19 protein-coding genes are annotated in these 22,195 nt (G+C 71.5%); 6 read left to right on the forward strand and 13 right to left on the reverse strand.

Annotation, left to right across the window (positions count from 1 at the left end):
* Positions 1-16 precede the first annotated feature (16 nt).
* On the forward strand, positions 17-466 hold the full coding sequence (locus G9Q37_RS18910; RefSeq protein WP_166229708.1) for a DNA-binding transcriptional response regulator: 450 nt from the start codon (positions 17-19) through the stop codon (positions 464-466).
* On the opposite strand, the gene priA is transcribed toward G9Q37_RS18910, so the two are convergent.
* Positions 433-2,505 (reverse strand): replication restart helicase PriA, encoded by a 2,073-nt coding sequence (gene priA, locus G9Q37_RS18915; RefSeq protein ID WP_166229710.1) that lies wholly within the window; start codon positions 2,503-2,505, stop codon positions 433-435. The genes G9Q37_RS18910 and priA overlap by 34 nt on opposite strands.
* A 130-nt stretch (positions 2,506-2,635) precedes the next feature.
* Here priA and G9Q37_RS18920 point away from each other — a divergent pair, with 130 nt between their 5' ends.
* Positions 2,636-2,839 (forward strand): hypothetical protein, encoded by a 204-nt coding sequence (locus G9Q37_RS18920; protein WP_166229712.1) that lies wholly within the window; start codon positions 2,636-2,638, stop codon positions 2,837-2,839.
* A gap of 70 nt (positions 2,840-2,909) precedes the next feature.
* Here the strand turns inward: G9Q37_RS18920 and hemE are convergent, their stop codons facing one another.
* The 3 genes from hemE to G9Q37_RS18935 form a co-directional block, all read right to left on the reverse strand.
* The gene (hemE, locus tag G9Q37_RS18925; protein ID WP_166229714.1) at positions 2,910-4,013 is read right to left on the reverse strand and encodes a uroporphyrinogen decarboxylase; all 1,104 of its coding nucleotides are present in this window, start codon (positions 4,011-4,013) and stop codon (positions 2,910-2,912) included.
* 81 nt (positions 4,014-4,094) lie between these two features.
* Positions 4,095-4,715 carry a thioredoxin family protein gene (locus G9Q37_RS18930; protein WP_166229716.1) on the reverse strand — a complete coding sequence of 207 codons (621 nt, stop codon included), beginning with the start codon at positions 4,713-4,715 and terminating at the stop codon, positions 4,095-4,097.
* A gap of 37 nt (positions 4,716-4,752) precedes the next feature.
* Entirely contained in the window at positions 4,753-6,978 is a 2,226-nt protein-coding gene (locus G9Q37_RS18935) for a protein-disulfide reductase DsbD family protein (RefSeq protein ID WP_166229720.1), read from the reverse strand.
* 171 nt (positions 6,979-7,149) lie between these two features.
* Between G9Q37_RS18935 and G9Q37_RS18940 the strand changes: the two genes are divergently transcribed.
* On the forward strand, positions 7,150-8,373 hold the full coding sequence (locus G9Q37_RS18940) for an SAM-dependent methyltransferase (RefSeq protein ID WP_205710677.1): 1,224 nt from the start codon (positions 7,150-7,152) through the stop codon (positions 8,371-8,373).
* Between the two features lie 18 nt (positions 8,374-8,391).
* Positions 8,392-9,216, forward strand: coding sequence for a creatininase family protein (locus G9Q37_RS18945; RefSeq protein ID WP_166229723.1), 825 nt, complete (start codon positions 8,392-8,394; stop codon positions 9,214-9,216).
* On the opposite strand, the gene G9Q37_RS18950 is transcribed toward G9Q37_RS18945, so the two are convergent.
* Positions 9,207-9,878, reverse strand: coding sequence for a histidine phosphatase family protein (locus G9Q37_RS18950; RefSeq protein ID WP_166229725.1), 672 nt, complete (start codon positions 9,876-9,878; stop codon positions 9,207-9,209). The two genes, G9Q37_RS18945 and G9Q37_RS18950, sit on opposite strands and share 10 nt — an antisense overlap.
* Before the next feature lie 237 nt (positions 9,879-10,115).
* On the opposite strand from G9Q37_RS18950, the gene G9Q37_RS18955 reads away from it, so the two are divergent.
* Positions 10,116-12,404 (forward strand): hybrid sensor histidine kinase/response regulator, encoded by a 2,289-nt coding sequence (locus tag G9Q37_RS18955; protein ID WP_166229727.1) that lies wholly within the window; start codon positions 10,116-10,118, stop codon positions 12,402-12,404.
* 6 nt (positions 12,405-12,410) lie between these two features.
* Here the strand turns inward: G9Q37_RS18955 and G9Q37_RS18960 are convergent, their stop codons facing one another.
* Genes G9Q37_RS18960 through G9Q37_RS18990 form a run of 7 tightly spaced genes read right to left on the reverse strand, consistent with a single transcriptional unit; the run spans position 12,411 to position 18,333 of the window.
* Positions 12,411-13,409 (reverse strand): threonine dehydratase, encoded by a 999-nt coding sequence (locus G9Q37_RS18960; protein WP_166229729.1) that lies wholly within the window; start codon positions 13,407-13,409, stop codon positions 12,411-12,413.
* Entirely contained in the window at positions 13,406-14,086 is a 681-nt protein-coding gene (locus tag G9Q37_RS18965) for a VOC family protein (RefSeq protein WP_166229731.1), read from the reverse strand. The genes G9Q37_RS18960 and G9Q37_RS18965 overlap by 4 nt, the downstream gene beginning before the upstream one ends.
* Positions 14,083-14,946 (reverse strand): PhzF family phenazine biosynthesis protein, encoded by an 864-nt coding sequence (locus G9Q37_RS18970; protein WP_166229733.1) that lies wholly within the window; start codon positions 14,944-14,946, stop codon positions 14,083-14,085. Before G9Q37_RS18970 ends, G9Q37_RS18965 begins: the two co-directional genes overlap by 4 nt.
* A 7-nt stretch (positions 14,947-14,953) precedes the next feature.
* Entirely contained in the window at positions 14,954-15,571 is a 618-nt protein-coding gene (locus G9Q37_RS18975) for a glutathione S-transferase family protein (RefSeq protein WP_166229735.1), read from the reverse strand.
* A 4-nt stretch (positions 15,572-15,575) separates the two neighbouring features.
* A complete protein-coding gene (locus G9Q37_RS18980) occupies positions 15,576-16,766 on the reverse strand; it encodes an aminotransferase-like domain-containing protein (protein ID WP_166229737.1) in 1,191 nt (396 codons plus the stop codon).
* Entirely contained in the window at positions 16,763-17,710 is a 948-nt protein-coding gene (locus tag G9Q37_RS18985; protein WP_166229739.1) for a DMT family transporter, read from the reverse strand. Before G9Q37_RS18985 ends, G9Q37_RS18980 begins: the two co-directional genes overlap by 4 nt.
* An 8-nt stretch (positions 17,711-17,718) precedes the next feature.
* Positions 17,719-18,333 carry a LysE family translocator gene (locus G9Q37_RS18990; protein ID WP_166229741.1) on the reverse strand — a complete coding sequence of 205 codons (615 nt, stop codon included), beginning with the start codon at positions 18,331-18,333 and terminating at the stop codon, positions 17,719-17,721.
* A gap of 121 nt (positions 18,334-18,454) precedes the next feature.
* Here G9Q37_RS18990 and G9Q37_RS18995 point away from each other — a divergent pair, with 121 nt between their 5' ends.
* Positions 18,455-19,855, forward strand: a complete 1,401-nt coding sequence (locus tag G9Q37_RS18995) for an aminotransferase-like domain-containing protein (protein WP_166229743.1) — start codon at positions 18,455-18,457, stop codon at positions 19,853-19,855.
* A gap of 9 nt (positions 19,856-19,864) precedes the next feature.
* Here the strand turns inward: G9Q37_RS18995 and abc-f are convergent, their stop codons facing one another.
* Complete coding sequence (gene abc-f / locus G9Q37_RS19000) at positions 19,865-21,751, reverse strand: ribosomal protection-like ABC-F family protein (RefSeq protein ID WP_166229745.1); 1,887 nt, start codon at positions 21,749-21,751, stop codon at positions 19,865-19,867.
* Between the last annotated feature and the right edge of the window lie 444 nt (positions 21,752-22,195).

Below are 22,195 nucleotides of genomic sequence, written 5' to 3' on the forward strand. Positions count from 1 at the left end.
GGCCGGAGGACGTTGCATGAACGGGGTGAGTCTGCAGGTGATGCCGCCGCAGCTGCTGTTGGTGGAGCCCGACAACCTGGTGCGCAACACCGTGGCCGGCGTCTGCCGCGAGCTCGAACTCGCGCAGGTGCACCAGGCGGCCAGCTTGTCGGTGGGGGTGCAGATGCTGCAGGCGCAGGCGATGGACCTGCTGCTGCTGTCGCTGTCCGAGGCGGATGCCGCGATCGACCTGATCGCGCGCCTGCGCGCCGGCGGTTTCTCGAGCGCGCCCGACGCGCCCGTGGCGGTGATGGCCGTGGCGACCGATGCGACCACGGTGCAGCGCCTGAAGGCGCTCAAGATTCGCCGCCTGCTGTTGCAGCCCTTCAAGATCCACGACGTGGTGCACACCGTCGAGGCGCTGTGCGCGCACGTGGTGCCGCCCGCGTCCGCTCAGACGCTCAGCGGGTCCACGTCCACCGCGTAGCGGATCAGGCCGCGCGCCTCGGGCGCGCTGCGCGCCTGCAGCAGCAGCGGCTGCCACGCGGTGAGGAAGCGCTGCAGCGCCGCGCGCGAATCGCTTTCCACCAGCAGCTGCGCGCGCTCCACGTTGGCCACGCGCTGGATGGTCAGCGGCACCGCGGGGTAGAGCGTCACCGCTTCGCGCTGGGGCAGCGCTTGTGCCGCGCGCGACGCGGCCTTGAGGAAACCCTGCGCGGCCTCCTGGGTGCGCGCGTCGGCGCGCAGCAGCGCCTGGTGCGCGAACGGCGGCATGGCCGCGGCCTGGCGGTCGGCGAGTTCGGCCTTGGCAAAGCCCGGGTGGTCGTGCGCGCGCAGGTGCGCGAACAGCTTGTGTTCGGGGTGCCAGGTCTGAACCCAGAGCTCGCTCGCCGCGCTGTGGGCCGCGTCGCGGCCGGCACGGCCCGCGGCCTGCAGCAGCAGCGCGAACAGGCGCTCGGGCGCGCGGTGGTCGCTGGCGAACAGCGAGGCGTCGGCGTTGATCGCGGCCACCAGCGTGATGCGGCGGAAATCGTGGCCCTTGGCGATCATCTGCGTGCCCACGAGCACGTCGACCTCGCCGGCGTGCAGCGCCGCGAGCTGGGCTTCGAGGCTGCCTTTGGCCTTGGTGGTGTCGGCGTCCATGCGCGCCACGCGCGCGGGCCCGCCATCGGGGCGGCGCGCCTCGGCGAGCAGGCGCGCGAGCTGTTCTTCCACCTGCTCGGTGCCGCGGCCGATGGGCTCGATGTCGAGGTTGCCGCAGTCGGGGCAGGCGCGCGGCACGCGCTGCGTGAAGCCGCAGTGGTGGCAGCGCAGCGTGCGGTCGAGCTTGTGGAACACGCGGTAGGCGCTGCAGTGCGGGCAGCCGCTTTTCCAGCCGCAGGCGTGGCAGGCGAGCACCGGCGCGTAGCCGCGGCGGTTGATCAGCACCAGGCACTGCTCGCCGCGCGCCACGCGCTCGGCCATGGCCGCGAGCAGGGGCGGAGCGATCAGTGCGCCCTTGGGCTGGTGGTTCATGTCGACCAGGCGCAGGCGCGGCAGCGCGCCGCCGCCGATGCGCGAGGGCATGTCCAGTCGCCGGTAGCGGCCCTGCTCGCTCGCGTGCCAGCTCTCCAGCGAGGGCGTGGCCGAGCCCAGCACCACGCGCGCGCCGGCGACCCTGGCGCGGTAGATGGCGAGGTCGCGCGCCGAGTAGCGCGCGCCGTCCTGGCTCTTGTAGCTCGGGTCGTGTTCCTCGTCGACCACGATGAGCCGCAGACCCGGCAGGCTGGCGAACACCGCAAGACGCGTGCCCAGCACGATGCGTGCACGCCCGGTGTGGGCCGCGATCCAGGCCGCCAGGCGCTGGGGCGGCGTCATGCCGCTGTGCAGGCTCACCACCGCGTCGTGGCCGTGCACCGTGGCGAAGCGCGCGCGAAAGCGCTCTTCGAGTTGCGGGGTGAGGTTGATCTCGGGCACCAGCACCAGCACCTGGGCCGTGGTCTCGCTGGCCAGGGCGTGCGCGCAGGCCTGCAGGTAGACCTCGGTCTTGCCGCTGCCGGTGGTGCCGAACAGCAGCACCGGGGCGGTCGCGCCGTCGATGGCGGCCAGGGCCCCGGCCTGCTCGGGGCTGAGGGCGCGTTCGTGGTCGGGAGCGATCTCGGCCGCGGCGGCCTTGGCCGGCCGCTTGAGCCGGCGCGCCAGTTGCTCGGGCGTGAGATCGCGCAGCGGCGGCGGCAGCGCGGCCAGCGCCACCTCGCCCAGGCCGCGCTGGTAGTAGCGCGCGGCAAAGGCCACCAGTTCGCGCCAGCCGGCGTCCAGCGGCGGCAGGGCGTCGAGCACCTGGGCCACGTCGCGCGCCTGGCCGGGCGCCAGGCCTTCGGGCGGTGCGTCGTCACAGCGCCACACGATGCCCAGCACCTCGCGCGCGCCCAGGGGCACGCGCACCAGCGTGCCGGCCGCCAGCGCCGCGCCGCTGCGGTAACTCAGCAGGTCGCCCACCCCGCTGTGCGCCGGGGTGGCCACGACGACGGCGGGCCAGTGGTACATGTTTATGCGAAGTTCCTCACGTTCGTCGGCGAAATCGGCGCTAAGTGCTTGATGTCAAAGGGCTGACGGACATATCCAGAGCTTCTGTGGATAACTTTGTTGATAGTTGGCTTTCCTGTTCCCCCGGCCCTTGAAAATCAAGGCCTTGCTTAATTTGCTCAGAAAACAGGCAATCCACAAAGCCTATATGAATCAAGCACTTGCGCAACTGTTCAGGGGAGAAGCTGGGCCTGGTCGCGGCCCGGGAGGGATGGCGCACCGCAGCACAAATTTTGTGCATAACTGGCGCTTGTCAAGTGCGTTTTCCGCCGGTTTTTGTGCTATGGCCGCATGAGTGACGACCGTGTGACAGGGGCCGGCCGTCCATCGCGCTGCGGATTCCGCAGCGCGCAGCCCTCAGACCACTAGGCCGGCTGGCGCAGGCGCCGCGAATGCGCATGCACCGCCTCGACCAGCGCGGTGACGTGCTCGGGCGGGGTGTGCTGGCTGATGCCGTGGCCCAGGTTGAACACGTGCGTGGGGCCGGTGCCCGGGCCCGTGTGCGGTCGGCCGAAGCTCTCGAGCACCTTGACCACCTCGGCCTCGATCGCCGCGGGCGGGGCGAACAGCACGTTGGGGTCGATGTTGCCCTGCAGGGCCTTGGCGTTCGGGCCTTCGCCCACCAGGGCGCGCGCGCGGGCCAGCGAGATGGTCCAGTCCAGGCCCAGCACGTCGCAGTCGAGCGGCTTCATCTCGTCGAGCCAGAGCCCGCCGCCCTTGGTGAACACGATGCGCGGGATGCGCGCGCCCGCGTGTTCGCGCTTCAGTTGCGAGAGCACGCGCGCGGTGTAGGCGAGGCTGAAGGCCTGGAACGCGCCGTCGGCGAGCACGCCGCCCCAGCTGTCGAACACCATCACGGCCTGCGCGCCGGCCTCGATCTGCGCGTTGAGGTAGGCCGCCACCGCGTCGGCGTTGACCGCGAGGATGCGGTGCATCAGGTCCGGACGCGCGTACATCAGCGACTTCACGTGGCGGTAGTCGTCCGAGCCGCCGCCTTCCACCATGTAGCAGGCCAGGGTCCAGGGGCTGCCCGAGAAGCCGATCAGGGGCACCCGGCCGTTCAGGGCCTTGCGGATCGAGGTGACGGCGTCGAACACGTAGCGCAGCTTCTCGAGGTCGGGCGCGGCCAGCGCGGCCACGTCGGCCTCGGTGCGCACGGTCTTCTCGAACTTCGGGCCCTCGCCGAGTGCGAACGACAGGCCCAGGCCCATGGCGTCGGGCACGGTGAGAATGTCGGAGAACAGGATGGCGGCGTCGAGCGGGTAGCGATCGAGCGGCTGCAGCGTGACCTCGGTCGCGTAGTCGACGTTGGTGGCCAGCCCCATGAAGCTGCCGGCCTTGGCGCGCGTGGCGCGGTATTCGGGCAGGTAGCGGCCGGCCTGACGCATGAGCCACACGGGCGTGTGGTCGGTGGCCTGGCGCAGGCAGGCGCGCAGGAAGCTGTCGTTCTTCAGGGGGGCAAAGGACATGGGTCGCGCGGGCGCCTGGGGCACCGGGGAGTATCGGCCGGACGATTATCCATGCGCCCCCCGGCGTGCGCCGGGCGCGGCTCAGGCCGCGCCGCCCTTGAGCTTGAGCGAGCAGCCGTAGGGGCGGCTGGTGGTCACCGAGATCGGCTTGCCGGCCGCGATCTCGTTCAAGGCCTGGCGGATGTAGGGCGTGGCCTGGGCGATGTCTTCCACCCGCGCCGAGGCGATGCTGTCGATGCCGCCCGCGTAGGCGAGGCGGCCCTGCGGATCGACGATGTACAGGTGCGGCGTCACGCGCGCGGCGTAGGCGCGCGCCACCGTGCCTTCTTCGTCCATCAGCGTGGCGGTGGGCGCGGCCTGCTTCTCGCCCATCCAGCGCGCGAGCTGCGGCGGGCTCAGGTAGTCGGCGCTCGCGTCCTCGGTGGAGTTGATGGCCAGCCACACCACGCCGCGGGCCGCGGCCTCTTTCTGCAGCGCCTGCATGTTGCCCTGGTAGTGCTTGCGCACGAAGGGGCAACCCGGGTTGGTCCATTCGAGCACCACGTGCTTGCCGCGGAAGTCCGACAGGCGCACGGTCTTGCCCCCGGTGTCGGGCAGGCTGAAGTCGGGCGCGCTCTGGCCCACCGCGGCCGCGTGCGCCGCGGGCAGGAAGGACGTGAGCGGCGACAGGGCGCCGAGGGCGAGCAGGGGACGGCGTTTCATGGCGGGATCTCCTGGACGGTGGTTGAAAAACGGGGCCTCAGCGCCCGGCGAGCGCGGCGCGCACCTCGTCCACGCTGAGCACCTCGGACAGCACCTTCACGGGCTGTCCTGGCCGGTGCACGGCGTACACCGGCACGCCGTTGCGGCCGAGCGCGGCGAGCGCCTGGGTCACGGCGGGGTCGCGGCGCGTCCAGTCGGCGCGCAACAGCGCCACCTGGCGTTCGGCCACGTCGCCGAGCACGCGCGCATCGGCCAGGGTGGTGCGCTTGTTGTACTGGCAGGTCACGCACCAGGCGGCGGTGAAATCGACGAACACGGTGCGGCCCTGCGCGCTGAGCTCGGCCTGGCGCTGCGGGCTCCAGGGCTCCCAGGCCACGCCCTGCACACCCGTGGGCGCGGAGGTGCTCGCGGTGGGTGCGTCCTGCAGCTTCACCACCTGCGGGCCAATGGCCACGCCCAGGGCGAGCAGGACCAGCAGCGAGAGGCTGCCGAGCACCGCGCGGCCCTTGCCGCCCAGGCCCCAGGCCCAGATGGCGAGCGCGAGCCCCACCAGCAGCATGAGCAGCGCGGCCGCGCCGTCGATGCCGCTTTGCTGGCCCAGCACCCAGAGCAGCCACACCACGGTGGCGAACATCGGGAACGCCATGAACTGCTTGAACCCTTGCATCCACGGGCCGGGGCGCGGCAGCCGCTGCGCCACCGCGGGCACCCAGCTCGCGAGCAGGTAGGGCAGGGCCATGCCCAGGCCCAGCACCGCGAAGATCGCCAGCGCCTGCGCGGGCGGCAGAGCGATGGCCAGGCCCAGCGAGGCGCCCATGAAGGGCGCGGTGCAGGGCGAGGCCACGGCGGTGGCAAGCACCCCGGTGAGGAAGGCGTCGGCCGTGGGGTGGCGCGCCTGCAGGCCGGCCACGCGCGAGGGCAGCAGGTTGCCGAACTCGAACAGGCCCGCGAGGTTGAGGCCGATCACGGTGAACAGCACCGCGAGCGCGGCCACCACGGCCGGGCTCTGGAGCTGGAAGCCCCAGCCCAGTTGCTCGCCCGCGGCGCGCAGGCCGAGCAGCAAGGCGCCCAGGGCCAGGAAGGACAGCAGCACGCCCGCGGTGTAGGCCAGGCCGGCCGCGCGGTGCGCGCGGCGGTCGTCGGCGTGGCGCGCGAAGGCCACCACCTTGATCGCCAGCACCGGGAACACGCAAGGCATGAGGTTCAGGATCAGGCCGCCGATGAGCGCGCCGAGCAGCGCCGCGCCAAAGCCGATCGACGAGGCAGGCGCCACCGCGGGCGGTGCGTTGCGCGCCGCGTTGGCGTCGAGGGCGGCCTGCAGCGCGTCGGGCACGGCGGCCGGCAGCGGCGCGGCCGCGGGCCAGGCGCCTTGCACCGGCACCTCGAGCCGCACGCCCGCGGCGCCTGCGCCCTGGCCGGGCGGGTTGGCCGGCGCCACCACCAGGGCCATCTGAGTGGGCGCCTCGAAGCGGTGCGGCGAGAGCGGGATGCGCGCGGTCCAGCGCGCGCCGTCCCAGGCCTGGGTCCAGGCCGCGCCGGGCTCGATCACGCCCGTGAGTTCGGGGAAGAACTCCAGCGGGCGCTGGCGCCAGTCGGCGGGCAGGCCGTCGAGGGCCACGCGCAGAAAGCCGTCTTCGGGCTGGAGCTGGCTTGCGCCCGCGGGGATCGCGCGCGGCTGCGCGGCGCGCATGGCCTCGAACAGCGCGGCGTGGCCCGCGGTGGAGCCGTTGGCCGGCAGGTTCAGCGTGAAGCTGGCCTCTTCGGGAATGCATTCCTTGCGGCAGACCAGCCAGGCCGCATCGAGCTTGACGGGCAGGGCGCTGCCGCGGAAGTTGTCGCTCACCTGAAGCGGCACGGGCAGCACCACGCTGCCGTCGTAGCCGTAGTTCGCCAGGGTGCCGATGGGGAATTTGCGCGGCGTCGGCCAGGCGATCTCGCCCGCGCTCACGCCCTCGGGCAGGGTCCAGCGCAGTTCGGTGGGCAGGCCGGAATCGCCCGCGTTTTTCCAGTAGGTGTGCCACTCGGGCGCGTGGTCCAGGCGCAGGCCGACCCACAGCGTCTGGCCAGGGCGCACGCCGTCGGGAGCGTGCGCGACGAGCTCGGCGCGCGTCTGGGCCGACTGGAACACGCCGTTGGTCACACCGCCGGGCAGGCCGGTCTGGGCCGCGGCCAGCGGGGCGAACGAAGCCAGCGGCGCCAGCAGGGCCACCGAGAGCAGGCACAGGGTTTGCCGCGCGCGGGCGGCCAGCAGGGACAGGTTCATGGCGCAGCGATTGTCGGCCCGCGCGGGCCGCCGGGGGTATGAGGGGCCATGGGCGCCCGAGTTCCGCGCGGGGGTGCCCCGTCCGCCCCGGGGGCTTCACGCGGCCAGCGCTTTTTCGGTACAACCGCTCTTCTGGCTCAACACCGTCATCACCATCTGGGGGGATACCACATGGGAGCGATCGTGGAAATGGCGCTGATGCCCTGGGCGCGTCGCATGCAGGACAAGGTCAACCTGCCGGTGCGCCTGTACTGGCGCGACGGCGGAACGCCGCTGGACCTGGGGCACTTCGAGCAGCCGGCCGTGACCATCCGCGTGAAGGACGCGAGCGGCCTGCCCCTGCTCATCGACCCCAACCTGGACACGCTGGGCCGGGCCTACGTGGAGGGCCTGATCGACGTCGAGGGCTCGCTGCCCGACGTGCTCGAGATCGCGCACGCGCTGGCCGAACACGCCCAGCCCGAAAACGGCCTGATCGGGCGCATCAAGCGCAGCTTCTCGCACACGCGCGAGAGCGATGCCCAGGCCATCCAGTACCACTACGACGTGTCCAACGCCTTCTACCGCGAGTGGCTCGACGAGAACATGGTGTATTCGTGCGCCTACTTCGAAGAGGGCAACGAGTCGCTCGATCAGGCGCAGCTCGCCAAGATCGACCACATCCTGCGCAAGATCCGGCTGCAGCCCGGCCAGCGCCTGCTCGACATCGGCTGCGGCTGGGGCGCGCTGGTGCTGCGCGCGGCGCAGCACTTCGGCGCGCGCTGCGTGGGCATCACCTTGTCCAAGAACCAGCACGAGCTCGCGACCGAGCGCGTGAAGCGGGCCGGGCTGCAGGACCGCATCGAGATCCGACTGCAGGACTACCGCGACGTGAGCGATGCGCCCTTCGACCGCATCACCAGCGTGGGCATGTTCGAGCACGTGGGCCTGAACCACCTGGTGCCGTACTTCGCGCAGATCCGCAAGCTGCTGCGGCCCGAGGGCTGGGCCATGAACCACGGCATCACCAGCACCGACCCCGACGACGGCGAAACCGCCCAGGGCGGCGGCAGCTTCATCGACCGCTACGTGTTCCCGCAGGGCGAGCTGCCCCACATCGGCACCGTGCTGAGCACGCTGCAGGAGGGCGGGCTCGAGGCCTTCGACATCGAGAACCTGCGGCGCCACTACGCGCGCACCTGCACGCTGTGGAGCGAGCGCTTCGAGGCCCGCGCCGAGCGGCTGCGCGCCATGGTCGACGAAAAGACCTGGCGCATCTGGCGCGTCTACCTGGCCGGCTGCGCCTGGGCCTTCGAGCACGACCAGATCGCGCTGTTCCAGGTGCTGTGCCGGCCCTCGGGCCGCGTGGCCGGCGAGCTGCCCTGGTCGCGCCGCTGGCTCTACGAAGGGCATTGAGCGCCGTAAGATCGCGCGATGCCGCAAGCCCTGCCGTCGCGTTTCTGGAGCGACCTCACCACCGCCGATTTCAGCGCCCTCGACCGCGAGCGCACGATCGCCGTGCTGCCCGTGGCCGCGATCGAGCAGCACGGCCCGCACCTGCCGCTGTCGGTGGACGCCGACATCGCGCAGGGCGTGATCGCGGCGGCGCTGCCGCACCTGGCCCCCGAGCTGCCCGTGCTGTTCCTGCCGCCGCAGGTGGTGGGTTTCTCGCCCGAGCACACCGCGTTCGCGGGCACGCTCACGCTCAAGGCCGACACCCTGATCCGCGTGTGGACCGAGCTCGGCGACTGCGTGGCCGATGCGGGCGTGAAGCGCTTCGTGCTCTTCAACACCCATGGCGGCCAGGTGGGCCTGCTCGACCCGGTGGCGCGCGAGCTGCGCGCGCGCCGCGGCCTCATGGCCTTCAGCACCAGCTGGTTCCAGTGGCCCCTGCTCGACGCCCGGGGCGAGGACGTGAACGCGCGCTTTTCGGCGCACGAACACCGCTTCGGCATCCACGGCGGTGAGGTGGAGACGGGCCTGATGCTGGCGCTGCGCCCCGAGCGCGTGCGCATGGCGCTCGCGCAGCACTTCCGCTCCACCAGCGAAGACCGCGCCGCGGCCTACCCGCTGCTGGGCAACGGCCGCAGCGCGCGCTTTGCCTGGCAGACGCAGGACCTCAATCCCGCGGGCGCGGTGGGCAATGCGGCCGCCGCCACCGTTGACAACGGCCAGGCCCTGCTCGACGCGGCCGGCCGCGCGCTGGCCCGGCTGCTCGCCGAGATCCACCAGCTGCCGCCCGAGACGCTTCAGGCGTAGGTGATCCAGTCCCGGTGCTCGGGGTGGTCGAGGTGCGGCAGCGTGTTGTAGGTGAGCAGGCTGTGCCGCTTGGGATTGAACTGGAACTCGCTCACCGCGCTGTTGCGGATGCGCAGGTTGAGCTCGATCGTGGCCTCGGGGCTCAGGCCGAGCACATGGCCCACGGCGGTCGAGATCGGCCCGCCGCTGGACACGATCAGCACGTTCTGCCCCGCGTGCTGCTGGCGCACGTGGTCGAGCGCGCCGGTGACGCCTTTGACGAAGTCGTCGTAGCTCGGCATGCCGCGCGGGCTCACCGTGCCCGCCATCCACTGCGTGAGGCCGTCGCGCAGCAGCCGGAAGTGGTGCCGGTACAGCTCGGGGGTGTCGGGGCGCGCCAGCGGCTGCGGGTGGATGGCGCGGATCACGGCCTCGCTGTCGTATTCATTGAGGCCAGGCCACACCAGGGGCTGCAGATCCAGACCAGCGCCTTCGGCGATGCCCGCGAAGGTCTGCGCATGGCGCTTGAGCGAGCCGGTGATCACCGCGTCGAAGCGCAGGCCGCGCTCGGCCCAGTAGCGGCCCAGCCGCACCGACTGGCGCTGGCCGAGCTCGCTGAGCTGGTCGTAGTCGTCGGCGCCGAACGAGGCCTGGCCGTGCCGAACGAGGTAAAGCATTCCCATGCGCACGATTCTCGGCGCTGGCCGGTGGCGGGTTTTGTCCCCGCAGCGACTGCTTGCCGCCGCGCTGTCACCTGCGCGAAAGCCCATCACGCCGGGATCACGCGCGGCGCAGGAATGCATGCTTTTGGCCCCGCTTTTCCGCCCGCCAGGGCGGGTGGGCCCGTGTTGAAATAGGTCCAACGGTGTCCCCCGAAGGGCCGCTGAACGGCCCTCTCTGATCCCCGCCAAGACAACGACATGTGGTACGACCTGCAAACGCTGCTGGCCTTGTGGATCGGTGTGGACATCGTGGTGGCGCTGGCCTTCCTGCTGCAGCACCGGCGCGTGCGGCACATGGCCGGCTCGGGCTGGTGGTCGCTGGCCTGCGGCGTGCACCTGCTCGCGCTGCTGTCGGTCGCGGTGCGCCCCTGGCTGCCCACCTGGGTCGCGCTACCGCTGACCAACCTGCTGTTCACCAGCGCGTTCACGCTGCTGTGGACCGGCCTGCGCGCGCACCTGGGCCTGCCGACGCGGCGGCTTCTGCAGACCATGGCCCTGGTGATCGCCGCAGAGGCCCCGCTCTACGTGTACTTCATCGTCGGGTTCGACAGCCTGGGTGCGCGCCACCTGCTGTGGGCGGCGACCAACCTCACGCTGGTGGGACTGATCATGCGCGACGTGCGCCGCCACGCGCCGCGGCCCCTGCCCATGGAGTGGCGGGCCGTGCGCTGGGCGCTGCGCGCGCAGGCCAGTCTCATGGTGGCCTCGCTGGTGCTGGCGCAGGCGCTGAAGCTGCAGCCGCAGCAGGTCGTCGGCCTGATGCTGTTCTGCTTCTTCTTCGTTTTCCTCTTCAATTCGCTCGCCTACTACGGCCTGGTCACGCTGCGCCTGCGCGACGACGCCGACACCGCGCGCGCGGAGCAGCGCCAGCGCGAGGCCGACCTGCGCCGCCTGGTGGACAACCTCGACGCCGGCGTGATGGTGTTCCACCCCGACCAGACGCTGTGGCGCGTGAACACCGCGGCGCGCCGCCTGCTGGGCTGGTCCGTCACCGGTGGCAGCAGCCTGCTGCCCGAGCCGGTGCGCGTGGACTGGAAACTGCTCGGTGAAGACGGCCAGCCGCTGCGCCGCCACGACATGCCTTTCGAGCGCGTGCTGGTCACGGGCCAGCCGGTGCGCGACGTGATCGTGGGCCTGCCCGGCGAGGCCGGCCAGCCGCCGCGCTGGGCGCTGTGCAGCGGCTATCCCGAAAGCGATGCGCACGGCGGCCTGCGCAGCGTGGTGCTGACCTTCATCGACATCACGGCCATGAAGGCCGCGCAGTCCGAACAGAAGGCGCTGCAGGCGCGGCTGGCGCAGTCGCAGAAGATGCAGGCGCTGGGCACGCTGGCCGGCGGCGTGGCGCACGATTTCAACAACATCCTCGCGGCCATCCTGGGCAATGCCGACATCGCGCGCGAAGACCTGCCACCGGCGGCGCGCGCGCACGAGAGCCTGGCCGAGATCGGCACCGCGGCGCGGCGCGGGCGCGAGCTGGTGCGGCAGATCCTGGCCTTCAGCCGCCAGCAGCCCCTGGCGCGCGAACGCCTGCAGCTGGCCGCGATGGTGAGCGAGTCGTGCGCCCTGCTGCGCGCGGCGCTGCCGCCGCGGGTGCAGCTGGTGCAGTCGCTGGCCGACCCGGTGCCCGACATCGAGGGCGACGCCACGCAGCTGCAGCAGGTGCTGGTGAACCTCGGCACGAACGCGCTGCATGCCATGCAGACCCGCAGCGGCCGTGTGAGTTTCGTGCTCGACACCGTCGCCGCCGACGCCCCCGAGCTGCCGCCCGAGCTGGCCCAGGCCTGCCGCGCGGTGGACCAGCCCGCGCTGCGCCTGCGCGTCATCGACGAAGGCTGCGGCATGGACGAGACCGTGCTGCGCCGGGTGTTCGAACCCTTCTTCACCACCAAGCCGGTGGGCCAGGGCACGGGCCTGGGCCTGCCGGTGGTGATGGGTATCGTGGAGGCCCATGGCGGCCACATCGCGCTGCGCAGCAGTGTGGACGCCGGCACCACCGTCACGCTGCTGTTTCCCCCCGTCGCTCCGGCCTTGGCCGCACCCGCTCCCAAACCCGTCACAATGACCCGCGTGGAAAACCCTGCCCCGCCCCGACCGCTGGCCGACGATGGTCAGGCCCCGCACGTCCTGTACCTCGACGACGACGACACGCTCGTGTTTCTGGTGCGCCGCCTGCTCGAGCGCCGCGGCTACCGCGTGACCGCGGTGGGTCTGCAGGAAGAAGCGCTCGCGCTGGTGCGCGAACGCCCGGGCCATTTCGCGCTGCTGCTCACCGACTACAACATGCCCGGCCTGTCGGGCCTGGACGTGGCGCGCCAGGCGCTCGAGGCCGACCCCACGCTGCCCGTGGCCGTGGCCTCGGGCTACATCACCGACGAACTGCAGGCCCAGGCCAAGGCCGCGGGCGTGCGCGAGGTGGTGTTCAAGACCGACGCGGTCGACCAGTTCTGCGAGATCGTGGCGCGCCTGATCAAGCCGGCCGCGGCCTGAGTCCGGTCAGGCGGTGGCCTCGGCCGCCAGCGGCGTGGCCGCGGGCGCAAGCACCTGCGCCAGGCGCGCGCTGTCGACGTTGCCGCCGCTGAGCGTGGTGCCCACCACCCGGCCGCGCAGCTGCGCGCGCTCCTTCCAGACCGCCGCGAAGCCCGCGGCGCCCGCGCCTTCGGCCACGTTGTGCGTGTCGGCGAACAGCATGCGCATGGCCTGCGCCACCTCGGCGTCGCTCACGTGCACCAGGTGGTCCAGGCCCTCGGCCATGACCGCCAGGGCCTGGGCGTCGGCCACCCGGCAGGCCATGCCGTCGGCGAGTTCGGTGCTCACCGCCGCCTCCACCACGCGGCCGGCCGCGAGCGAGTCGGCGTAGGTGGTGGCGTGGGCGCTCACCACGCCCACGATGCGCACCGCGTGGCCCAGCGCGCGCTTGGCCGCGATGGCCGAACACACGCCCGAGCCCAGGCCGATCGGTACGTAGAGCACCTCGAGGTGCGGCGCGGCGCGCAGGAATTCCCACCAGGCCGTGGCCACGCCACTGAGCAGGTCGGCGTGGAAGCTGGGCACCATGTGAGCGCCCTGTTGCGCCGCGAGCTCGACCGCGTGCTCGCGCGCGGTCTGGAACTCGTCGCCGTGCTCGACCAGCCGAGCGCCCAGGCTGCGCATGGCCGCGTTTTTCTCGACCGAGTTGCCGTGCGGCACGACGATGGTGCAGGGCACGCCGTGCGCGCGCGCGGCCCAGGCCACGCTCTGGCCGTGGTTGCCGCGCGTGGCGCTGATCACCGCCCGGGGCAGCGCGCCGCGCCGGGCCAGCGCGTGGAAGTAGGTGAGGCCGCCGCGGATCTTGAACGCACCCACGGGCGTGTGGTTCTCGTGCTTGAGCCAGCACTCGGTGCCCAGCCGCGCGCTCAGCGTGGCCCAGCGGTACTGGGGCGTGGCGCCGAAGGCGCGGTAGACGACGGCGGCGGCGTCTTCGATGTCGGTGAGGCTGGGCAGGACAGGGCTCATGGCGGCGTGTGCAAAGTGAGGGCGGGCAGGTCGGCGGCGTGAAGCTGCGCACCGATGGCGGGTGCGCCGTGGCGCACCGCCACCGTGTGCAGGCCGATGGCGTCGAGCGCGGCCCGCACGGTGGTGGCTTCGGTGTGTGCAAGCGACAGCCCCTGCAGTTGCAGACCGCACGGCGGCAGGGTGCTCGTGGGGTGCAGCCCGCCCCACTGGATCAGCGTGGGCAGCACGCCGTCGAACAGGCGCGCGCCGTCGTCGCGCACGGTGATGCGCCATTGCAGCAGGCCGCGCGGCGTTTCGCGCGAGGCGGTGAGCACCGGGCCCGGGTCGATGCCGAGTGCGAGCCAGGTGCGCCGCGCGGCTTCGATGTCGGCCACGCGCGCGACCCAGTGGATGGCCTGCGGACCGTGGGCCGCCAGGCGCCGGGCCATGGCGGGCTGGTCGAGGTCGAACCAGCGCTTGAGCGGGGCGGCGCGCGTGGGTCGGGCCGCCGGGTTGACCGCGATCAGCTCGAGGTAGGCGCGTTCGCAGCCGTCGAGCCGCAGCAGCCGGTTGTGGGTGCCGAACAGCGGGTGTGCGCCGCCAGGGTCGGGCGTGCGCCGCAGCGTGCGTTCGCACCAGGCCACGGCTTCGTCGAGCGTGGCCGCACCGACCACGAGGTGGTCGAAGGCCGCGGTCACAAGCGCACCGTGCCTTCGATGCAGGTGACGGTTTCGCCGCCGATCCACACGGTGCCGTCGGCCGTGCGGTCCACGTGCACCCGGCCCGCGCGCTGCAGCGCCGTGCCTTGCGAGGCCACGTACCGCTCGGGCGCCATGCCCGCGCCGATCAGCCACTGCGCGAGCGCGGCGTTCAGGCTGCCGGTCACCGGGTCTTCGGTGAGGCCGTTGTTGCCGGGGAAGAAGGCGCGCACCTCGAAGGCGATGCCTTCGCCGTCGCTGGCCCCGACCACGCCGACCTTGCCGCGCGGGCCGACCACGCCGACGTCCAGGCCCGCGAGCACCGCGGCGTCGGGCTGGAGCGCAAGCACCTGTTCGGCGCTGCGCAGCATCACGCCGCGCCAGCCCGGGCCGTTGTCGCACCAGCTGTGCGCCACGATGTCGCCACGGGCCACGCCCAGGCCGCGCGCGATCAGCGCCACGTCGGCCTCGTCGAGCGGGCCCGAGCGGCGCAGCGGCGGCGCGGCGAAGGCCAGGCGCGCGCCGTCGCGGCGGATCTTCACCAGGCCCACGCCGCATTCCTGCACCAGGTGTTCGCCCGCGGGCCGGCCACCCGCGGCGAGCCAGGTGTGGGCCGTGCCCAGCGTGGGGTGGCCGGCGAACGGCAGCTCGCGGCCGGGGCAGAAGATGCGCACGCGGTAGTCGGCGCCGGCCTGCGTGGGCGGCAGCAGGAAGGTGCACTCCGACAGGTTGGTCCAGTTCGTGAAGTGCTGCATCTGCTCGGTGCTCAGGCCGCTGCCGTCGAGCACCACCGCGAGCGGGTTGCCGCGGTAGGGCGTGGCGGTGAAGACGTCGACCTGGGCGAAGGGGCGGGTTTTCATGGCGGGTTCATTGCAGGGGAAGGTCGAGCACACCGCGGCTGCAGGGCTGCGCGAGCCAGTGCTCGAAGTAACGGTCGAGGTGCGGCCGCGCGCGCCGCGGCTGCGGCAGGCCGAACCAGCGGTGCAGCTCGCAGACGATGGGGAAGTCGGCCATGGTGGCCTCGGTGCCGGCCATGAAGGCGCGTTGCGCCAGGTGGGCGTCGAGCCAGTCGAGCAGCGGCTCGGTGGCGCGCACCGAGGACTCGATGGCGGCGTGGTCGCGCCGCTCGGCCGGGGTGCGTATCCATTGCACGAAGGCCGGCCCGCCCGCGCGGTTGAGCGTGGTCTGCTGCCAGTCCATCCAGCGGTCGGCGTCGGCGCGCTGGCGCAGGTCGGCCGGGTAGCCGCGGCCTTCGCGCGCGCACAGGTGGCGCACGATGGCGTTGCTCTCCCAGAGCGCGAAGTCGCCGTCCTGCAGCAGCGGCACGAGGCCGTTGGGGTTCAGCGCGCGGTAGCCCGGCGTGTCGACCACGCCGTGGGCCATGCCGGCGTCGGTGCGCGGCAGCGCCAGACCCAGCCACTGCGCGCACAGCACCACCTTGCGCACATTGATCGAGCTCAGGCGGCCCCAGAGGTGCAGGCCCATGGGGTCAGGCGGCCACGGGGCTGGGCAGGTGCTCGCGCACGGTCTGCGCGAGCGCGGCGATGCCGCGGTCGATCTGCTCGGTGCTCGCGGTCACGAAGGACAGGCGCAGCGTGCGCGCGTCGGGCAGGTCGGTGTAGAAGGGCGCGCCCGGCACGAAGGCCACGCCGCGCTCGACCGCGTGCGGCAGCAACGCGGTCGCGTCCATGCCCTCGGGCAGGCGCAGCCACAGGAACATGCCGCCCACCGGCGCGTTCCAGCGCACGTCCATGCCGGCCATGTCGCGCTCGAGCGCGGCCAGCATGTGGCGGCATTGCGCCTGGTACAGCGCGCGGATCGTGGGCACGTGGCGCTCGAGGAAGCCGCCCTCGAGCACGCGGCTCACCAGGCGCTGGTTGAACCCGGGCGTGTGCAGGTCGGCCGCCTGCTTGGCCTGCAGCAGCTTGGGGTAGATGGCCTTGGGCGCCACCAGAAAGCCCAGGCGCAGTCCGGGTGCGAGCACCTTGGAAAACGAGCCCAGGTAGATGCTGCCCTCGGGGTTGCGCGCGGTCAGCGGCGCGGGCGGCGGGGCGTCGAACCACAGGTCGCCATAGGGGTTGTCTTCCACGATCGGCAGGCCGGTGTCGAGCGCGGCCTGGGCCACCGCGGCGCGGCGCGCTTCGCTCATGGTGCGGCCCGTGGGGTTCTGGAAGTTGGGCAGCAGGTAGACGAAGCGCGCGCCCGGCGCCTGGCGGCGCAGGTCGTCGGGGTCCACGCCCTCGGCATCGCCGGCCACGCCATTGAACACCGGCTCCATGGGCGAGAAGGCCTGCAGCGCGCCCAGGTAGGTCGGCGTTTCCACCAGCACGCGGCTGCCGCTGTCGATCAGCACCTTGGCCACGAGATCGAGGCCCTGCTGGCTGCCCGTTGTGATCAGCACCTGCGACGGGTCGACGTTCCAGGGCAGTTGCTGCGCCACCCATTCGCGCAGCGGCACATGGCCTTCGCTGGCCGCGTACTGCAGCGCGGCCGAGGCGTCGCGGCCCAGCACATCGGCGCAGGCCTCGGCGAAGGCGCTGACCGGGAAGGTCCGCGGCGAGGGCAGGCCGCCCGCGAAGCTGATGATGCCAGGGCGCTCGGTGACCTTGAGGATCTCGCGCAGCACGGAAGGGTTCATGCGCTCTGCGCGGCGCGACAGGGTCCAGGAGGGCTTGTTCATGGCGTGGCCTTGGCGGTGGGACGGGGCGTGGTGGCGGAAGGGGCGCCGCCGAAGCGGCGGCCGAGGAACACGCTGGCCACCACGGCCAGCGCGAACACGAGCGTAAGGGTTTCGAGCGATTCGCCCAGCAGGGGAACCGCTACCACGATGGCGATGAAAGGCTGGATCAACTGCAACTGGCTCACGCGCAGCGCCCCGCCCAGGGCGAGCCCGCGAAACCACGCGAAGAAGCCGGCCCACATGGAGAACACCGCGACGTAAGCCAGGCCGATCCAGGCGCCGGCGCTCACCGCCTGCGTGGGCCAGGTGAGCAGCGCGCCAGGCAACGTGATGGGCAGGGCGAGCGCGCACACCCAGCTGATCACGCGCTCGGCGCCCAGTGCCGGCGTGACCTGCGTGCCGCCCACGTAGCCCAGCGCGGCCGCGAGCACCGCGCCCACGAGCAGGGTGTCGGCCCAGGTGAAACCGAAGCCGTGACCCATCTGGTGGGCGCGCAGCAGGCTGAACGCCACCACCAGTGCGCTGCCCAGGCCCGCGAACAGCCAGAAGCCGATGCGCGCGCGCTGGTGCATGAGCCAGGCCGCCGTGGCCGCGGTGGCCAGCGGCAGCAGCGCGATGAACACCGCGGCATGGCTGGCCGTGACGTGGCGCAGCGCCCAGCCCAGCAGCAGCGGAAAGCCCAGCACGTTGCCCAGCGCCGCGAGCGCCAGCGGACCGCGGTGCGCGCGCTGCGGCCACGGCGAGCGCGTGAGCCCGAGGTAGGCGATGGACAGCAGGCCCGCGATGGCCGCGCGCGCCCAGGTCACGAACCAGGGCGAGAGCTGCGGCGCGTCGGCGCTGCCGGTGGCCAGGCGCGTCATGGGCAGGGTGAGGCCGAACACCGCCACACCCAGCAGGCCGAGCAGCAGGCCGCGCGTCTCGTCGCTCATCAGGCCACCCTTCATGCCGCGCCTCATACGGTGAGCATCCACAGCGCGGTGGCCACGAGCACGGCGGCCAGCACGCGGTTGAACCACAACAGCCGCCGGCCCTGCGCCAGCCAGGCACGCAGCAGCGAGCCGATGAGCGCGTAGGCGAAGTTGCTCGAGAAGGCGAACAGCACCATCACCAGGCAGACCAGCAGCAGCCGCTCGCCCGGGTTGGGCGCGGGCGCGCCGGCGGCGCTGACCACCCAGCCGGCGCTGAGCGTGAGCGCGAGCATCCAGGCCTTGATGTTGAGGAACTGCAGGCCCACCCCCTGCCAGAAGCCCACCTGCAGCCGCGCCGGGTCGGCCTGCGCCAGGCTGCCTGCCCGGGCCAGCTGCCAGGCCAGCCACAGCATGTAGGCGACACCCCCCAGCTTGACCGCCCAGCGCAACAGCGGCACGCCGGTGATGAGGGCGCCCAGGCCGAGGCCGGTGACGAGCATGAGCAGGGTCCAGCCCGTGGGCACGGCCAGGCAGAAGCGCAGCGCGCGCCGCAGACCGAAGTTGGCCGCGAGCGCGGTGGACAGCGTGGTGTTGGGCCCGGGCGAAAAGCTCATCGCGGTGCAGAAGAGCAGCAGGGCGGTCAGTTCGGTGGCGGACATGGGGGCTGGCGGTGTCGGGGCGATCAATGTACCCTTGCCCATCAATACACAAGCAATACAGTTCACCGGCTCAGATGTGAATCTGTACTGCCCGTGCCGTCCATACAGCCGAGGGCTTCCCATGCTCATGAAGAGCGCGACACAGTCGCTCACCGAACAACTGGCCGAGCGCTACGCCGAACGCATCCGGCAGCGGCTGCTGGCGCCTGGCGCGCGGCTGCCCTCGGTGCGCGAATGTGCGCGGCTGCATGGGGTGAGCCCGTCCACCGTGGTGGCCGCCTACGACCTGCTGCTGGCGCAAGGCCTGGTGCAGGCGCGCAAGCAGCGCGGCTTTTTCGTGCGCGAGGCCGTGTCGCCGCGGACCGATGCGCGCAGCCCCTCGGCCGCACCGCAGAACATGGGGCCGATCAATGCGACGGCGCTGATCCGCGGCATGTTCCACCGCGTGAGCGACAAGCCCCAGCCCGGCATGGGCGCCTTCCCGCCCGATTGGCTGGAGTCGGAGTTCATGCCCGCCGCGGTGCGCCGCGTGGTCGCCACGCGGGCCCTCAACGACGCGTCCTTGCACTACGGTGAGCCCATGGGCGATCACGGGCTGCGGCGTGTGCTGGCGCAAAAGCTCGCGTCCATCAACGTGAATGCGGGCGCCGAGCAGATCATCACCACGGTCGGCGCCACGCACGCGCTCGACATCGTGAGCCGCACGCTGCTGCGCCCGGGCGACCCGGTGCTGGTGGAAGAGCCGGGGTGGTCGGTGGAGTTCGCGCGCCTGACCGCGCTCGGCATGCGCGTGCTGCCCGTGCCGCGCGGCCCCGAAGGCCCCGACCTGGGTGTGATGGAGCGGCTGGCCGAGGCGCACCGGCCCAAGCTGTTTGTGAGCGTGAGCGTGCTGCACAACCCGACCGGCTACAGCCTGTCGCCCGGCAGCGCGCACCGCCTGCTGCAGCTCGCGCAGCGCTTCGGCTTTCACATCGTCGAAGACGATACCTACGGCCACATCGCGCCCGAACACGCCACGCGGCTGTGTGCGCTCGATGGCCTGCAGCGCACGATCTACGTGAGCGGCTTTGCGAAGATCCTGGCGCCCAACTGGCGCATCGGCTTCATGGCCGCGCCGCCTGGCCTGGTGGAGCCGCTGCTCGACACCAAGCTGCTCAGCACGCTGACCACGCCGGCCCTGCTCGAAAAGGCGTTGGCCCATTGCATCGAACAAGGGCAGTTGCGCCGGCACGCCGAGCGCATCCGCGCGCGGCTCGACGGCGCCCGCGCGCGCAGCGTCAAGCTGGCGATGGCGGCCGGCTGCCGCTTCGTGGCCGAGCCCATGGGCCTGTTCGGATGGCTCGACACCGGCGTGGACACCGATGCGCTGGCGCAGCGGCTGATCGACGATGGCTACCTGATCGCGCCCGGCGGCCTGTTCCACGCCGTGCGCCAGCCAAGCACGCTGATGCGCATCAACTTCGCCACCGCCCAGGACGCAGCCTTCTGGCGCGTGTTCTCGCGCCGCGTGGCCGAGGCCTGAGCCGCGGCGTCAGCGCACGCCCAGTGCTTCCTGGCGTTCGAGCGCGGCCATCCAGGCCTCTTCCACCGCCACCAGGCGCTCGGCGATCTCGGCGGCGCGCGCCGGATGGCTGGCGTACAGGCTGCCATCGCCGAGTTCGGCCGACAGCGCGGCCTGCTCGGCCTCGAGCGCCGCGATCTGACCGGGCAGCGCGTCCCACTCGCGCTGCTCCTTGTAGCTCAGCTTGCGCCGGGACGGCGCGGCCTCGGCCGGCGCGGGGGCGGCGGGTCGAGCCGCGGACTTGGCCACGGGCGCCGCAGGGGCGCTCGCGGCCGCGCGGGCCGACTGGGTGAGCCAGTCCTGCACGTCGCCCACGTACTCGCGCCAGCGGCCTTCGCCCTCGGCCACCAGCGTGCTGGTCACCACGTTGTCCAGAAAGCGGCGGTCGTGGCTGACCAGGAACACGGTGCCGTCGTATTGCTGCAGCAGCTCCTCGAGCAGCTCCAGCGTGTCGATATCAAGGTCGTTCGTGGGCTCGTCGAGCACAAGCACGTTCGCCGGGCGTGCGAACAGGCGGGCCAGCAACAGCCGGTTGCGCTCGCCACCCGACAAGGTCCGCACCGGTGCGTTCGCGCGCGCCGGTGAGAACAGGAAGTCGCTCAGGTAGCTTTTCACGTGCGTGCGCTTCTCACCGATCTCGATCCATTCGCTGCCCGGGCTGATGAAGTCCTCGAGCGTGGCGTCCAGGTTCACCTGCTCGCGCATCTGGTCGAAATAGGCCACCTGGACGCGGCTGCCCTGGCGCACGCTGCCGCTGTCGGGCGCCAGTTCGCCCAGGATGAGTTTGAGCAGGGTGGTCTTGCCGGCGCCATTGGGGCCGATGAGGCCGATCTTGTCGCCGCGCAGGATGGTGGCTGAAAAGTCCCGAACGACCGTCTTGTGGCCGCCGTCGGGCAGGGCGAACGATTTGCTCACCCCCTGCAGTTCAGAGACGATCTTGCCGCTCGCCGAGCCGCTGTCGATCTCCAGCTTGACGCGGCCCACGGCGTCGCGGCGGCTGGCGCGCTGCTCGCGCAGCCGTTCCAGGCGCACGATGCGGCCCTGGGCGCGCGTGCGGCGCGCCTCCACGCCTTTGCGGATCCAGACCTCTTCCTGGGCCAGCAGCTTGTCCGCCTTGGCGCTGATCACCGCCTCCTGCGCGAGCTGTGACTCCTTCAGCACCTGGTACTGCGCAAAGTTGCCCGGGAAACTGAGCAGGCGGCCGCGGTCGAGTTCGACGATGCGGGTGGTCACGCGATCGAGAAAGGCCCGGTCGTGGCTGATGACCACCACGCTGCCCGGGAAATCCAGCAGCAGGTCTTCCAGCCAGGTGATGCTGTCGAGGTCGAGGTGGTTGGTGGGCTCGTCCAGCAGGAGCACGTCGGGCCGGCTCACCAGTGCCTGCGCCAACGCCACGCGCTTGCGGTTGCCGCCCGAGAGCGCGCCGATGCGAAGCTGCGGATCAAGGTGCAGACGGTCCAGGGTCTCCGACACCCGGCTTTCCCAGTTCCAGGCATCCAGCGCTTCAATGCGCGCCTGCAGCTGGTGCAGATCGGCCCCGTCGCCGCCGCGTTCGAACTGCTCGCGGGCCAGGATGGCATCTTTGAGCCCGGCGCTGGCTGCGGTGAATACGGTGTCCTCCTCGGACAGCGCCGGTTCCTGGGGCACATAGGTCACCCGCACCCCGCCCTGTACCTGGAGCGCGCCATCATCGGGCCGTTCCAGGCCACCCAGGATGCGCAGCAGCGACGACTTTCCAGCGCCGTTGCGGCCGATCAGGCCCACGCGCTCCTTGGGCTCAAGAGAGAAGTCTGCATGGTCCAGCAGTGGCCAGTGCCCGTAGGCCAGTTGTGCGTCCTGCAGCGTGATGAGTGCCATTGCTTGCCGTGAGCCCTTATATAGAGAGACATGTGCAGGCCGCCCTAGGGGCGGCCTTGGGTCGATTATCGAGGGCGGACAGATTTTTTCCTGCGAGTGTTGACCCGGGCCAAAAATCTGACGTATACTGGGAGGCTCCGCTGAACACAGCGCCTTGTTTCAAGGAGCAGCTCAGCGGATCGCTTCAGACGAAGCGGCCACAAAAAACTTTCAAGTTTTTTGACAGACCGCCAAAATCTGTGTCATAATGCGAGGCTCTGCTGATCGCGGCGGAGCAAGAAGACAAGACAGTAAGTGCTGTGTTGTTTTGGCAGTTGGATCGTTAACAAGATACAGCCGATAAGCGTGGGCGTTTGAAGGCGAGGGCTCTTGACTCTGATGAGTCGAGTCTTATGGACTTTAAACGCTCATGAGAACTGAAGTGAAGTTCACTTCAATTCCGTT

This window comes from Hydrogenophaga crocea, assembly GCF_011388215.1.
Lineage (GTDB): Bacteria > Pseudomonadota > Gammaproteobacteria > Burkholderiales > Burkholderiaceae_C > Hydrogenophaga > Hydrogenophaga crocea.

Bases quoted from the DNA above. Each gene is read 5' to 3' on its own strand.
- G9Q37_RS18910 (WP_166229708.1), top strand. From the start codon at position 17: ATGAACGGGGTGAGTCTGCAGGTGATGCCGCCGCAGCTGCTGTTGGTG.
- priA (WP_166229710.1), bottom strand. From the start codon at position 2,505: ATGTACCACTGGCCCGCCGTCGTCGTGGCCACCCCGGCGCACAGCGGG.
- hemE (WP_166229714.1), bottom strand. From the start codon at position 4,013: ATGTCCTTTGCCCCCCTGAAGAACGACAGCTTCCTGCGCGCCTGCCTG.
- G9Q37_RS18930 (WP_166229716.1), bottom strand. From the start codon at position 4,715: ATGAAACGCCGTCCCCTGCTCGCCCTCGGCGCCCTGTCGCCGCTCACG.
- G9Q37_RS18935 (WP_166229720.1), bottom strand. From the start codon at position 6,978: ATGAACCTGTCCCTGCTGGCCGCCCGCGCGCGGCAAACCCTGTGCCTG.
- G9Q37_RS18940 (WP_205710677.1), top strand. From the start codon at position 7,150: ATGGGAGCGATCGTGGAAATGGCGCTGATGCCCTGGGCGCGTCGCATG.
- G9Q37_RS18945 (WP_166229723.1), top strand. From the start codon at position 8,392: ATGCCGCAAGCCCTGCCGTCGCGTTTCTGGAGCGACCTCACCACCGCC.
- G9Q37_RS18950 (WP_166229725.1), bottom strand. From the start codon at position 9,878: ATGGGAATGCTTTACCTCGTTCGGCACGGCCAGGCCTCGTTCGGCGCC.
- G9Q37_RS18955 (WP_166229727.1), top strand. From the start codon at position 10,116: ATGTGGTACGACCTGCAAACGCTGCTGGCCTTGTGGATCGGTGTGGAC.
- G9Q37_RS18960 (WP_166229729.1), bottom strand. From the start codon at position 13,409: ATGAGCCCTGTCCTGCCCAGCCTCACCGACATCGAAGACGCCGCCGCC.
- G9Q37_RS18970 (WP_166229733.1), bottom strand. From the start codon at position 14,946: ATGAAAACCCGCCCCTTCGCCCAGGTCGACGTCTTCACCGCCACGCCC.
- G9Q37_RS18975 (WP_166229735.1), bottom strand. From the start codon at position 15,571: ATGGGCCTGCACCTCTGGGGCCGCCTGAGCTCGATCAATGTGCGCAAG.
- G9Q37_RS18980 (WP_166229737.1), bottom strand. From the start codon at position 16,766: ATGAACAAGCCCTCCTGGACCCTGTCGCGCCGCGCAGAGCGCATGAAC.
- G9Q37_RS18985 (WP_166229739.1), bottom strand. From the start codon at position 17,710: ATGAAGGGTGGCCTGATGAGCGACGAGACGCGCGGCCTGCTGCTCGGC.
- G9Q37_RS18990 (WP_166229741.1), bottom strand. From the start codon at position 18,333: ATGTCCGCCACCGAACTGACCGCCCTGCTGCTCTTCTGCACCGCGATG.
- G9Q37_RS18995 (WP_166229743.1), top strand. From the start codon at position 18,455: ATGCTCATGAAGAGCGCGACACAGTCGCTCACCGAACAACTGGCCGAG.
- abc-f (WP_166229745.1), bottom strand. From the start codon at position 21,751: ATGGCACTCATCACGCTGCAGGACGCACAACTGGCCTACGGGCACTGG.